General features: G+C 69.9%; 14 protein-coding genes. 6 read left to right on the plus strand and 8 right to left on the minus strand.

Annotated elements, in window-relative coordinates:
• The first annotated feature begins 3 nt into the window (after nucleotides 1-3).
• Nucleotides 4-843, plus strand: coding sequence for a SirB1 family protein (locus HZI36_RS04985; RefSeq protein ID WP_179401824.1), 840 nt, complete (start codon nucleotides 4-6; stop codon nucleotides 841-843).
• 62 nt (nucleotides 844-905) lie between these two features.
• On the opposite strand, the gene HZI36_RS04990 is transcribed toward HZI36_RS04985, so the two are convergent.
• The 5 genes from HZI36_RS04990 to lpxK form a co-directional block, all read right to left on the minus strand.
• On the minus strand, nucleotides 906-1,667 hold the full coding sequence (locus HZI36_RS04990; RefSeq protein ID WP_179401528.1) for a 3-hydroxyacyl-CoA dehydrogenase: 762 nt from the start codon (nucleotides 1,665-1,667) through the stop codon (nucleotides 906-908).
• Nucleotides 1,668-1,891: 224 nt separating this feature from the next.
• The gene (gene adk, locus HZI36_RS04995; protein WP_179401529.1) at nucleotides 1,892-2,554 is read right to left on the minus strand and encodes an adenylate kinase; all 663 of its coding nucleotides are present in this window, start codon (nucleotides 2,552-2,554) and stop codon (nucleotides 1,892-1,894) included.
• Nucleotides 2,555-2,762: 208 nt separating this feature from the next.
• Nucleotides 2,763-3,554, minus strand: coding sequence for a 3-deoxy-manno-octulosonate cytidylyltransferase (gene kdsB / locus HZI36_RS05000; RefSeq protein ID WP_179401530.1), 792 nt, complete (start codon nucleotides 3,552-3,554; stop codon nucleotides 2,763-2,765).
• 22 nt (nucleotides 3,555-3,576) lie between these two features.
• Nucleotides 3,577-3,771 carry a Trm112 family protein gene (locus HZI36_RS05005; RefSeq protein WP_179401531.1) on the minus strand — a complete coding sequence of 65 codons (195 nt, stop codon included), beginning with the start codon at nucleotides 3,769-3,771 and terminating at the stop codon, nucleotides 3,577-3,579.
• Nucleotides 3,752-4,768: a tetraacyldisaccharide 4'-kinase gene (gene lpxK / locus HZI36_RS05010; protein ID WP_179401825.1), complete on the minus strand. Its 1,017-nt coding sequence runs from the start codon at nucleotides 4,766-4,768 to the stop codon at nucleotides 3,752-3,754. The genes HZI36_RS05005 and lpxK overlap by 20 nt, the downstream gene beginning before the upstream one ends.
• Before the next feature lie 474 nt (nucleotides 4,769-5,242).
• On the opposite strand from lpxK, the gene xseA reads away from it, so the two are divergent.
• Nucleotides 5,243-6,625 carry an exodeoxyribonuclease VII large subunit gene (gene xseA / locus HZI36_RS05015; RefSeq protein WP_179401532.1) on the plus strand — a complete coding sequence of 461 codons (1,383 nt, stop codon included), beginning with the start codon at nucleotides 5,243-5,245 and terminating at the stop codon, nucleotides 6,623-6,625.
• A gap of 145 nt (nucleotides 6,626-6,770) precedes the next feature.
• Nucleotides 6,771-7,349 (plus strand): superoxide dismutase [Fe], encoded by a 579-nt coding sequence (gene sodB, locus HZI36_RS05020; protein WP_179401533.1) that lies wholly within the window; start codon nucleotides 6,771-6,773, stop codon nucleotides 7,347-7,349.
• Nucleotides 7,350-7,493: 144 nt separating this feature from the next.
• Here sodB and HZI36_RS26905 read toward each other — a convergent pair whose 3' ends face one another.
• Nucleotides 7,494-7,982 carry a hypothetical protein gene (locus HZI36_RS26905; RefSeq protein ID WP_246326968.1) on the minus strand — a complete coding sequence of 163 codons (489 nt, stop codon included), beginning with the start codon at nucleotides 7,980-7,982 and terminating at the stop codon, nucleotides 7,494-7,496.
• On the opposite strand from HZI36_RS26905, the gene HZI36_RS05025 reads away from it, so the two are divergent.
• Nucleotides 7,969-9,006 (plus strand): hypothetical protein, encoded by a 1,038-nt coding sequence (locus tag HZI36_RS05025; protein WP_246326969.1) that lies wholly within the window; start codon nucleotides 7,969-7,971, stop codon nucleotides 9,004-9,006. The two genes, HZI36_RS26905 and HZI36_RS05025, sit on opposite strands and share 14 nt — an antisense overlap.
• A 36-nt stretch (nucleotides 9,007-9,042) precedes the next feature.
• Here HZI36_RS05025 and HZI36_RS05030 read toward each other — a convergent pair whose 3' ends face one another.
• Nucleotides 9,043-9,750, minus strand: a complete 708-nt coding sequence (locus tag HZI36_RS05030; protein ID WP_179401535.1) for a Crp/Fnr family transcriptional regulator — start codon at nucleotides 9,748-9,750, stop codon at nucleotides 9,043-9,045.
• Nucleotides 9,751-9,840: 90 nt separating this feature from the next.
• Here HZI36_RS05030 and HZI36_RS05035 point away from each other — a divergent pair, with 90 nt between their 5' ends.
• Nucleotides 9,841-10,368: an Mpo1 family 2-hydroxy fatty acid dioxygenase gene (locus HZI36_RS05035; RefSeq protein ID WP_179401536.1), complete on the plus strand. Its 528-nt coding sequence runs from the start codon at nucleotides 9,841-9,843 to the stop codon at nucleotides 10,366-10,368.
• 10 nt (nucleotides 10,369-10,378) lie between these two features.
• Entirely contained in the window at nucleotides 10,379-10,969 is a 591-nt protein-coding gene (locus HZI36_RS05040; protein WP_179401537.1) for a class I SAM-dependent methyltransferase, read from the plus strand.
• 75 nt (nucleotides 10,970-11,044) lie between these two features.
• Here HZI36_RS05040 and HZI36_RS05045 read toward each other — a convergent pair whose 3' ends face one another.
• Nucleotides 11,045-12,322 (minus strand): EAL domain-containing protein, encoded by a 1,278-nt coding sequence (locus tag HZI36_RS05045; protein WP_179401538.1) that lies wholly within the window; start codon nucleotides 12,320-12,322, stop codon nucleotides 11,045-11,047.
• Between the last annotated feature and the right edge of the window lie 242 nt (nucleotides 12,323-12,564).

A 12,564-nucleotide genomic window follows, 5' to 3' on the forward strand; every position in this document is an offset into this window, starting at 1 on the left:
ACCATGACCCGCGTCCTCGATTACTTCACGTCGCTCGTGGCCGACGACGACAGCCTGCCCGTGACCGAGGCGGCGCTGTCGCTCGCGCAGGACGCGTACCCGGACCTCGATCTGCAGGGCACGCTCGCCGAGCTCGACGCGCTCGCGATGCGGCTGCGCAAGCGGCTGCCCGACGAAGCGGACCTGAAGGACCGGATCGCCGCGCTCAACGCGTTCTTCTTCCGCGAGCTCGGCTTCTCCTGCAACCGCAACGACTACTACGACCCCGACAACAGCCATCTGAACGCGGTGCTCAAGCGCCGGCTCGGCATTCCGATCTCGCTCGCGGTGCTGTATCTCGAGATCGCCGAGCAGATCGGGCTGCCGGTGCGCGGCGTGTCGTTCCCCGGGCATTTCCTGCTGCGCGCGACGCTGCCCGACGGCGACGTGATGATCGATCCGACCAATGGCCATTCGCTGTCCGAAAGCGAGATGGTCGAGATGCTCGAGCCATACGTCGCGCGCGCGAGCGGCGCGGTCGACAGCGCGCTGCGCGCGTTGCTGCAGCCGGCGACGAGCCGCGAGATCGTCGCGCGGATGCTGCGCAACCTGAAGGGGATCTATCTGCAGACCGAGCGCTGGCAGCGCTTGCTCGCGGTGCAGCAGCGGCTCGTGATCCTGCTGCCCGGCCAGCTCGACGAGATTCGCGACCGCGGCTTCGCGTATGCGCGGCTCGATTACCTGCGGCCCGCGCTCGAGGATCTCGAGCTGTATCTCGGCGAGCGGCCGGACGCGGAGGACGCGACCGTCGTCGAATCGCAGGTCGCCGAACTGCGGGAGCGGATGCAGCGCGGCGGTGACTGACCAGCGCCGCGCGCGTTGCCCGCTGTTGCCTGCTGTTTCCTGTTGTTGTCCGCTGTTGCCGGTTACTTCGGCTGCATCCGGATCGCACCGTCGAGGCGGATCACCTCGCCGTTGAGCATCGGATTCTCGACGATCTGCCTGACGAGCATCGCGTACTCGGCCGGCTTGCCGAGCCGCGACGGGAACGGGACCATCGCGCCGAGCGCGTCCTGCACGTCCTGCGGCAATCCGAGCAGCATCGGCGTCTCGAAGATGCCAGGCGCGATCGTCATCACGCGGATCGCGCTGCGCGACAGGTCGCGCGCGATCGGCAGCGTCATCCCGACGACGCCGCCCTTCGATGCCGAATACGCGGCCTGGCCGATCTGCCCGTCGAACGCGGCGACCGACGCGGTGTTCACGATCACGCCGCGCTCGCCGGTCTCGGCGACGGGCGCGTTCGCGGACATCGCGACGGCCGCCAGGCGGATCATGTTGAACGTGCCGACGAGGTTGACCGTGATCGTCTTCGCGAACAGCGCGAGCGGATGCGCGCCGTCCTTGCCGAGCGTTTTCGCGGCCGGCGCGATGCCCGCGCAGTTCACGAGGCCGCGCAGCGTGCCGAACTGCGTCGCGGCGTCGACCGCGGCTTGCGCGTCGTCCTCGCGCGACACGTCGCATTTGACGAACGCGCCGCCGAGTTCGCGCGCGAGCGCTTCACCCGCTTCCTGGTTCAGGTCGGCGAGCACGACCTTGCCGCCCTCCCGGGCCAGCAGCCGCGCGGTGCCCGCGCCGAGGCCCGATGCGCCGCCCGTGATCAGAAAGACGTTTCCGCGAATCTCCATGATTGCTCCTTGCTTGGCATGAGGTGCCGGCCCGCGCCGGTGGGCGACTGGCCGGGTTGGATCGATTCGGCCGATTGTACGAGCCGCCGCCACACGTCCGGTGAAAGCGAACGATCGTGCGTAAGCGACGCATGCGCGAAAAAAAACCGCCCGGGGAGGGCGGTTCTTTCGGTGCGGCGCTTTGATCCTGCTTTCAGCGCCAACTTCAGCGCCGACTTCGGTGCTTACTTCAGCGCGTCGAATGCACGGTCGCGGATCGCCTCGACGGTGCCGAGGCCGGAAATCTTCCGATAGGCGGGTGCCTTCAGGCCATTTTCCTCGCCGCGCACCGCCCAGTCGCCGTAGTACTTGATCAGCGGCATCGTCTGCGCTTCGTACACTTCGAGACGCTTCTTGACCGTCTCTTCCTTGTCGTCGTCACGCTGGATCAGCGGCTCGCCGGTCACGTCGTCCTTGCCGTCGACCTTCGGCGGGTTGAACTTCACGTGATACGTGCGACCCGACGCCGGGTGCGTGCGGCGGCCGCTCATGCGCTCGACGATCTCCGACGGCGGCACGTCGATCTCGAGCACGTAGTCGATCGCGACGCCCGCTTCCTTCATCGCGTCGGCCTGCGCGATCGTGCGCGGGAAGCCGTCGAACAGGTAGCCGTTCGCGCAATCCGATTCCTTCAGGCGCTCCTTCACGAGGCCGATGATCAGCGAATCGGGCACGAGCTTGCCTTCGTCCATGTAGCCCTTCGCTTCGACGCCGAGCGGGCTGCCGGCCTTCACGGCCGCGCGCAGCATGTCGCCCGTCGAGATTTGCGGGATGCCGAACTTTTCCTTGATGAAGTTTGCCTGGGTGCCCTTTCCCGCGCCGGGCGCGCCCAACAGGATCAAACGCATGGTGATATCTCCGGGTATGTAAATTTGTGGTGCGAGTGTCGGCGGCGTCGGCGACGGCGGGCGCGGTGCTTGCCGGGCGCGCGGCCGGCCGGTCTGACACGGCGCGTCGGCTTTGCGACGCGCGGCTGCCGGGCGGGGCTGCGGGCGGGGTCAAGCGAGGGTGCGCTGGTCGCGAACGGTTCGCACAGTCGTTTGATTATGCCACGGGTTATTTCGAATCCGGTCGAAAAAGGGCTCGCACGCGCGCGAGGTCGGCCGGCGTGTCGACGCCCGCCTCGGGCGCGCGCGCAGTGACGAGCACCGCGATCCGCTCGCCGTGCCACATCGCGCGCAGCTGCTCGAGCTGCTCCGCCTGCTCGATCGGCGCCTGCGTGAGCGTCGGATACGTGCGCAGGAAGCGCGCGCGATACGCGTAGAGGCCGATGTGCCGGTACACCGGGAACGCGGGCGCCGGCATCGACGCGACGTCGGGCCAGTGCGGCTGGTACGCGTCGCGGCTCCACGGGATCGGCGCGCGCGAGAAGTACAGCGCGACGCCCTGCGCGTCGAGCGTGACCTTCACGACGTTCGGGTTGAACACGTCGGCCGCCGCGTGGATCGGATGCGCGGCGGTCGCGATCGCGCACGCCGGATGCGCGGCGAGATGCGACGCGACGTCGCGCACGAGCGCCGGGTCGATCAGCGGCTCGTCGCCCTGCACGTTGACGACGACCGTGTCGTCCCGCCAGCCGAAATGCGCGGCGACTTCGGCGAGGCGGTCGGTGCCGGACTGATGGTCGGCGCGCGTGAGCACCGCGTCGAAGCCGTGCGCGCGCGCCGCGTCGAGCACGCTGGGCGCGTCGGACGCGACGAGCACCTGCTGCGCGCCCGCGTCGCGCGCGCGCTCGGCGACGCGCACGACCATCGGCTTGCCGCCGAGATCGGCGAGCGGCTTGTTCGGCAGCCGGGTCGACGCGAGCCGGGCGGGAATGACGGCGATGAAGGGCGGGGTGTCGGTCATCGGAGAGCGTGTGTCGGGCGGATCAGCGGCCGTTCGGATCGACCGGCGTGCCTTCGACGGTCTGGCGCGCCTCGTCGACGAGCATCACCGGAATGCCGTCGCGGATCGGGTACGCGAGCTTGTCCGCGTTGCAGATCAGCTCCTGCGCGGCGCGGTCGTAGTGGAGCGGGCCTTTGCAAATGGGGCAGACGAGGATTTCAAGCAGACGTGCGTCCACGGAGTTTCTCCACAACGAGGGCAATGAGGCGGGGATCGAGCGCGGCTTCGACCGGGACGACCCAGATTCGGGCATCGCGCCAGGAAGCGCCCAATTTTACTGCATCCTTCTCGGTGATCAGGATCGCGTCGACGTCGTCGTCCGCGAACGGATTGTCCGCGAACGCATAGTGGTCGGGCAGCGCGCGCGTCGCCGGCGCGAGGCCGGCCGAGCGCAGCGTCGCGAAAAAGCGCTCCGGCGCGCCGATGCCGGCCGCCGCGAGCACGCGCAGTGGCGCGAAGCGCGCGAGCGGGCGGCGCTGCGCGGGTGCGTCGAGATGCCACGCGTCGCCGGGCGCGAGCACGAGCGTGTAGGTGTCGGGCCACGGCGGCAGCGTGGCGCTGTAAGGATCGTTGACGAGCGTCGCGTCCCGGCGCCGCGACAGCGGCTCGCGCAACGGGCCCGCCGGCAGCAGGAAGCCGTTGCCGCCGAGCCGGTGATCGAACACGACGAGCTCGACCGCGCGCGCGAGCCGGTAGTGCTGCAGGCCGTCGTCGCTGACGATCACGTCGACGTCCGGATGCGCGCCGGTCAGCGCGCGCGCCGCCGCGACGCGATCCGGGCACACGTAGACGGGCGCATGCGTGCGGCGCGCGATCAGCAGCGGCTCGTCGCCGGCGTCCTTCGCGCGCGACGTCGCGGTGACGGCGGTCGGCGTCTTCACGTTCGCGCGGTAGCCGCGCGACACGACGCCGGGCGTGAAGCCCGCCGTGCGCAGCGCGTCGACGAGCGCGATCACGGTCGGCGTCTTGCCGGTGCCGCCGACCGTCACGTTGCCGACGACGACGACCGGCACGCCGACGTCGATCCGCTGCGCCCAGCCGAGCGCGTACGCGGCGCGGCGCAGTGCCGCGCCGGCGCCGAATGCGCACGCGAGCGGCGCGAGCGCCCACGCGAGCGCGCCGCGCCGCTGCCATTCGCGGGTCAGGCGCGTCTCGATGCGGGCGGCGACGCGCACGGCAAGGCCGTCCGGCGCGCGTGCCGGGGCGCGCGACGGCGCGGCGGAAGGCGGGTTCGTCAAGGCGGATCTCCGTGGTGCGGCGCGGGCCGCGCGGGCTGCGGAAGGCGGCACTCTAGCGCGCGGCGGCCCCGCCCGGCAAGCCGCGCGCGCCGCTGCACCGCGGCGCGCCGGTACCGGCCAGCCTGTGGATAACTCTGTGAAGAACCACGGCGCCGGAAGCCGCGGAAGCCCGTCCGGCGGGGCTTCGCTCGGATGAGAATCGTTTCGAAAGGTTTAAAACTTTTTAAAAATCAATGAGTTATTGTAATTCTTCAGGGTTTTTCGACGGCATTTAGCAGGTTTGCGCACGCTCGCGCGGGAATGTGGAAACTTTGCGCATGGTGCAATGCGATCAGGCGATAAAGCGTCGCGCGCTGGACGCCGCGCGCCGGTCGGACTATCGTGTGGCCGCCTGCATTCTTCCGACAGTCCATGCCTTCCGAATCCTCCTTTGCCGCGCCGGGCGCGATGCGCGGCGGCGACGACGTAATCCCCGTCTCGGTGCTCAACCGCGCGATCGGCACGATGCTCGAACGCTCGTTTCCGCTGATGTGGATCGCGGGCGAAGTGTCGAATTTCACCCGCGCCGCGAGCGGCCACTGGTATTTCTCGATCAAGGACGCGCAGGCGCAGATGCGCTGCGTGATGTTCCGCGGCCGCGCGCAGTACGCGGAGTTCACACCGCGCGAGGGCGACCGGATCGAGGTGCGCGCGGCCGTCACGATGTACGAGCCGCGCGGCGAGGTGCAGCTCAACGTCGAGGCGGTCCGGCGCACGGGCCAGGGGCGGCTCTACGAGGCGTTCCTGCGGCTGAAGGCGCAACTCGAGGCCGAAGGGCTGTTCGCGCCCGAGCGCAAGCGGCCGCTGCCCGCGCATCCGCGCGCGATCGGCATCGTCACGTCGCTGCAGGCCGCCGCGCTGCGCGACGTGCTGACGACGCTCGCGCGTCGCGCGCCGCATGTTCCGGTGATCGTCTATCCGGCGCCGGTGCAGGGCGCGGGCTCGGCGGAGAAGCTCGTCGCCGCGGTCGAGGCCGCGAACGCGCGCGCCGAGGTGGACGTGCTCGTCGTGTGCCGCGGCGGCGGGTCGATCGAGGATCTGTGGTCGTTCAACGACGAGGCGCTCGCGCGCGCGATCGCGGCGAGCGCGCTGCCGGTCGTCAGCGGCGTCGGCCACGAGACCGATTTCACGATCGCGGACTTCGCGGCCGACGTGCGCGCGCCGACGCCGACCGGCGCGGCCGAGCTCGCGAGCCCGCAGCGCGCGCTGCTGCTGCGCGAGATCGACGAGCGGCAGCGCGCGCTCGCGCGCGGGATGCGGCGCGGGCTCGAGTCGCGCGCGCAGCAGCTGGACTGGCTCGCGCGGCGGCTGGTCAGCCCGGCCGAGCGGCTCGAGCGGCAGCGCACGCATCTCGCGCAGCTCGCGGTGCGGCTCGCGTCGGCGGCCGGGCGGCCGGTGCGCGACGCGCGCGCGCGGTTCGCGCTCGCGCAGTTGCGCTGGCAGCGCGCGCGGCCCGATCCGTCGCACGCCCGGCGCGCGCTCGACGGGCTGTCGCAGCGTCTCGCGCTCGCGCTGCAGCGCCGTCACGAGCGCGAAGCGGCGCGCGTCGCCGGGTGCGCGGCGCGGCTCGAGGTGCTGAGCCCGCAGCGCACGCTCGAGCGCGGCTACGCGGCGCTGATCGACACGCAGACGGGCCGCGCGGTGCGCGCGCCCGCCGCGCTGAAGCCGCAGCGGCGGCTGACCGTGCATCTGGCCGAGGGCTCGGCCGACGTGTCGCTCGCGGACGTGCAGCCGCGCCTGTCGGATACGTTCTGACGACGCGCGCGACGCGGAAACGGGCGTTTTTCATATGGCGCGGATAAATGGCCCGCGGGTTTGCGGGGTTATTCGTCCTCGCCTACAATCGGACGCTCGGCAGCATTCACCACGCCTCCCTACATACCTCAACGAAGGAATCGCCATGGCTCATACGCTCCCGCCGCTCCCGTACGCTCAAGACGCGCTCGCGCCGACCATCTCGAAAGAGACGATCGAGTACCACTACGGCAAGCATCACCAGGCTTATGTGACGAACCTGAACAACCTGATTCCCGGCACGGAATTCGAAAACCTGTCGCTGGAAGAGATCGTGAAGAAGTCGTCGGGTGGCGTTTTCAACAACGCCGCGCAAATCTGGAACCACACGTTCTTCTGGAACAGCCTGTCGCCGAACGGCGGCGGCGCACCGTCGGGCGCGCTCGGCGACGCGATCAACGCGAAGTGGGGCTCGTACGACGCGTTCAAGGACGCGTTCACGAAGGCCGCGGTCGGCACGTTCGGCTCGGGCTGGGCATGGCTCGTGAAGAAGGCCGACGGTTCGCTCGACATCGTGTCGACGAGCAACGCCGCAACGCCGCTGACGACCGCGGACAAGGCGCTGCTGACGATCGACGTGTGGGAGCATGCGTACTACATCGACTACCGCAACGCGCGTCCGAAGTTCGTCGAAGCGTTCTGGAACATCGTGAACTGGGACTTCGCCGCCCAGAACTTCGCGTAAGCTCGCGTAAACATTTCGCCGCAACGTGACCATCGAAACGCGGGACACATCGAGCGATAGGCAGTGACGAGATCTCGAACCCGTTTCGAAGAAAAAGGCCCTCCTTTGTGAGGGCTTTTTTTTCGCCATTAAAAGGGGCTCACCCTACTTGCGTCGCGTTGCCGTTTCCTCCATCCGCCGTCCGCCCGACCGGGCGAGTGCGGCTCCATCGTTTTCCCGGGCATCGGCCGTTTGACGGTCGACGCCCAGATTTTGCGTCGCGGCGGCGATCGGCCGGCGCGATGCAATCCATGTGCCGTTGCGTCCGGGGGGGCGCGGTGTTGACTTTCCTCCAAGAAAAGGCAGAACCCCAAATATGGCATTTCGACGAAAGACTCGGACACTGGTTTGCGCTTCGCTCTGCGCGGGCATCACGCTGATGACCGCCGCGTGCGGAGGCTCGGACGACTCGGGCGCCGCGAGCACCCTGAAATCCAAAGGCGGCTCGACGACTTCGAGTACATCGGGCAGCACGTCGGGAACATCCGGCACGTCGGGTAGCACTTCGGGCAGCACGTCGGGTAGCACATCGGGCGGCACGTCGGGCAGCACCGGCACCCCGAACCCGACGGCGCTGAAGATGGCGGACTTCATTCTCGCGCAGCAGGACGCAAACGGCGCGATCCCCGACGAAGCGGGCACCCCGACCGTGAACACCGACTCCGACATGGAGTACGCGCTGATCGGTCTCGCCGCCGCGTACGGCGCGACGCGCGACGCGAAATACCTGACCGGCCTCGAGAAGGGCATCGCGTGGCTCGCCGCGCGCGAGGAGATGACCGACCCGACCTGGAAGGGAAGCTGGCGCTACGCGTATTCGTTCAATCCGCCGTACAACGCGATCCCGACGTCGCCGGGCGCCGGCATCGCCGACGTGCGCGGCGTCGACGCCACGTCCGCGCTGTTCGTCTATCTGCTGTACCAGGATCAGCGCCTGACCGGCAGCAACGCGCTGGTGAACCAGTACGGCGCGAACGCGCGCGCGGCGCTCGACTTCGTGCTCGCGAAGAACATCAACCCGAGCGGCTACTCCGGCAGCTCGTGGCAATTGCCGAACGGCAGCAGCACGTGGCAGTTCTGGGGGTACGAATATGCGGCGGACCAGGGCGACGTCTATCTCGGGATGAACGCCGGCGGGCTGCTGTTCCCGGACAACCCCGCGTACGCGAGCAAGGCGGCGTTCCTGAAGGCGAACGTGCCGTCGCAGTTCTATCTGGCGAGCCAGCAGCGCTATGCGGTCGGCCGCGATACCGGCTCGCCGCTGGACACGGACCTGGGCATCGACACGATCTTTCCGCAGGGCTATCTGCCGTGGGTGCTCGGCGCGAACACGCAGAGCATCGGCGCTGTCCAGTGGCTGATCGGCCAGACGGGCGCCGACGGCAGCATCCACTCGCCGTCCACCGATCCGGCCTATGCGCTGTCCAACGTGGTCCTGCTGCTCGGGGCCGGCACGCTCGGCATCCAGCCGCCGTCGACGACGCTGCCCTGGCTCATGAACAACGTGGTCGACCCGACGTCGTACGGCATCCACGACTACCCGGGCTCGCCGGACCTGGAGACCAACGTGTCCGGCTTCGCGGTCGTCGCGCTGCTCGGGACGCCGGCGTTCCCGTAAGCGGCCGGACGTGACGTGAAGCGACGCGGCGCGCGTTCAGCGCGCCGCGTCCGGCGGCCGGCTGGCGCGGCGCAGCGCGTCCACGTCGACGACCTCGATCTCGCCGACGTGCACGCGCACCGCGCCGGCCGCTTCCAGCGACTTCAGCAACTGGTTGGTCGTCTGCCGCGTCAGCGACAGCATCGCCGCGAGCTTCTCCTGCGGCAGCCGGATCCGCGTGCGGCCGACGCTGATGCCGCCGTAGCCGTCGACGATCATCAGCAATCGCATCGCGAGCCGCTGCGCGGCCGGCATCATGCTCATCGCCTCGACGCTCAGGAAGCTGAGCCGTAGCTTCTGCGCCATCAGCAGCGCGACGTGGCGCCACCACACGGGCGTCGCGTCGAGCAGCTCGACGAGCGGCGCGTGCGGCACGTTGAGCAGCAGCGAATCCTCGAGCGCGATCGCGTCGTGCGTGCGCGGCCGGCCGTCGAACACTGCGATCTCGCCAAACCACGTCGGCGGCTCGGCGACCGTCAGCAGCGCCTCCTTGCCGTGCGCGTCGACCGCGCCTATCGTGAGGGAACCACTCAGCACCGCGTAGAGCCCGCACGGCGGATCGCCGCGGCGAAACAGCGCGCGGCCGGCCGGCAGCCGCCGCAGCGACGCGTGCGACAGCAGCGCCGCGCGCAGGGCGGGCGGCAGCGCGGCGAACCACGGCTGCGTGTCGAGCAGCGGCAGGTAGCGGTCGACGGGGGAATTCATCCGGAGGCGCGCGATGTCGGCTAGCCGACAGAGATTCGGGGACGTGACGGGCATCATAGCGCGCAACCCACTCCTGGCGAGGAGACGCCGATGAAGTCGCTCGAAGATCATCTCGTGCAGTACGCGGCCTATCACCGCGACGCACGCAACATCGCAACGCATCTGGCCGGCATCCCGGCGATCGTGCTCGCGGTCGAGGTGCTGTTGTCGCGGCCGGCGCTCGGCGCCGCGGCGGGCATTGCGCTGTCGCCGGCGCTGCTGTTCGCGATCGCGTTCGTCGTGTTCTATCTGCGGCTCGACCTGCGCTTCGGCGTCGCGATGGCCGCATTGTTCGCGCTCGGGCTGTGGGCCGCGCAGACGATCGCCGCGCAGCCGACCGCGCAGTGGCTCGGCATCGGTGTCGGCCTGTTCGTCATCGGCTGGATCGTGCAGTTCGTCGGACATTACTTCGAAGGGCGCAAGCCGGCGTTCGTCGACGATCTGGTCGGGCTCGCGGTCGGGCCGCTGTTCGTCGTCGCCGAGCTCGCGTTCTTCGCGGGGCTGCGCGGCGATTTGCGCCGCGCGATCGAGCGGCGCGCGGGGCCCGTGCATGGCGGCGCGCACGACGCGCACGTCTGAGCGCAGCAACATGGACCGCACGACACTCGACGTCTACGACGCCCACGCGGCGCAATACGCGCAGGACTGGCTCGACCAGCCGTCGCCCGACGACATGTATGCGCTGCTCGAGCAGCATTTCGCGCCGGGGCCGACGGCGGACGTCGGCTGCGGCGCCGGGCGCGATACCGCGTGGCTCGCGGCACACGGCTTCGATGCGCGTGGCTATGACGCGAGCGCCGCGCTGCTCGCCGAGGCGCGACGGCGCCATCCGGCGCTGCGCTTCGAGCAGGCGGTGCTGCCGGAGCTCGCCGGCGTGCCGGCCGGCGCGTTTCGCAACGTGCTCTGCGAGACCGTGATCATGCATCTGGAGCCGGCCGAGGCGCTCGCGTCGGCGGCACGGCTCGCCGGATTGCTGATGCCCGGCGGCACGCTGTACCTGAGCTGGCGCGTGAATGCCGCCACGTCGCAGCGCGACGCGCGCGGGCGTTTGTACACGGTGCTCGACGGCGCGCACGTGCGCGCCGCGCTCGGCGACCCGATCGACGTGCTCGACGAGCACGAGACCGTCAGCGAATCGTCGGGCAAGCGCGTGCACCGATTGATCGTCCGCAAGGGCTGAGCGGGCGAGGGCGGCTGCGAGCCGACCGAATGCCGGCTGCATTTCACCCGCATCTCGCCCGCATTTCGCCGCACATCACCCGTGATGCGCGGCGGCTTCCCAGTTGATGTCGACGCAGATCACCTGCATTTCACCGGCGGCGGCGGGCGTCGCGATCGACGCGGTCACGCACAGGTGCGCCTCGTTGATCGACAGATACGGCGGCGTCAGATGCACGCGGCCCGGCGTGCGTAGCGCGTGGATGAAATACGGGCGGCGTTCCCAGCTCGCGCCTTCCGAATGCAGCAGCGGCCGGAAACGCTTCGCGCGCTGCGACACGCTACCGTGCGGCAGCACGTTGTCGCCGATCTGCCGGCCCGACGCGTCGAGCAGGAAGCAGCGCGCGGCTTCCGGCAGCGCGAGCAGCGTCGCGGCCGCGTCGGGCAGCGTGTCGCCGGCGACGATCTTCGCGCTCGCGTGCTCGAGCGCGGCGACGTACGGCGCGAGCCGCGCCGCCTGCATCCGCTCGCGCTCGGCGACGCGCAGCCGCAGCGCGGCCGACAGCGCGTCCATCCGGCCGGCCGCCGCCTGCGGCTGCACCGGGTCGACGCTCGGCCCCGCGAAATACTGGCCCTGCACGAAATCGACGTCGCATTCGAGCGCGATCAGCGCGTCGCGCTCGGTCGCGAGGCCGCCCATCAGCACGAGCTGGCCGGATTCGTGCAGCAGCGACACCATTCCCGGCAGCACGCGCTCGAGATGCGAGTGCTCGCTCGCCTGCGCGAGGATGCCGGGGTCGAGCGTGACGATGTCCGGATGCAGGTGCCACACGCGGTCGATGTTCGAATGCTTCGCGCCGAAGCCGCCGAGCGCGATCAGGAAGCCGGCCTTGCGCAGGCCGTCGACGATCGCGGCGAAGCGCGGCGTCTCGCCGCCCGCCTGCTCGGGCACCTCGAGCACGACCCGGTGCGGCGGCAGGCCGAGTGCCTTCAGGCTCGCGAGCAGCGCGTCGCCGTAGATGGTGTCCATCAGCGCGGCCGGGTGCAGGCTCAGGAAAAGCCATTCGTCGTGGCTGTCGAACGCGTGGAAGTTACCGAGATGCAACGATTCGGCGAGCCGGCCGAGCTCGAGCAGATCGCCGCGCCGCGCGGCCTGCGTGAACACCTCGTGCGACGCGATCTGGCCGCCGTCCTCGCCGTGCGCGCGCAGCGACGCGTGATAGCCGATCGCGCGCCGGTGCGACACCGAGAAAACCGGCTGGAACACGCTGAATACGGTGTACGCGCCATACAGCACGGTGCGCCGCTTGCCGGCATCGCCGGCAACGGGGCGGGGCGGTCGAAAGCCCGGAGGATCGATGTCGATCATGCTCATGATGTCGGCCGAGGTTGGGCTGCCAGTTTACCTACAGAATAGGCGAGCAAGAAGCATGCACAACCGGCGCGGCCCACGCGACGGGGCCGGCGCTGGCGCGCTGCACCGTGTTGGTGCGCGGCGGGCCGCGCGCGCCATTTGCGGGGGCAGTGCGGGCGCCGGGCAGGTGCCTGACAACTTGCCGGTCATGTGTCGGTCATGTGTCGGTCACGCGCGCGGGTCATGCGTCGCTGGTGCGCGGC

Origin of the sequence: Burkholderia guangdongensis (assembly GCF_013403875.1) — a bacterium.
In the GTDB taxonomy this organism is placed as follows: domain Bacteria; phylum Pseudomonadota; class Gammaproteobacteria; order Burkholderiales; family Burkholderiaceae; genus Burkholderia; species Burkholderia guangdongensis.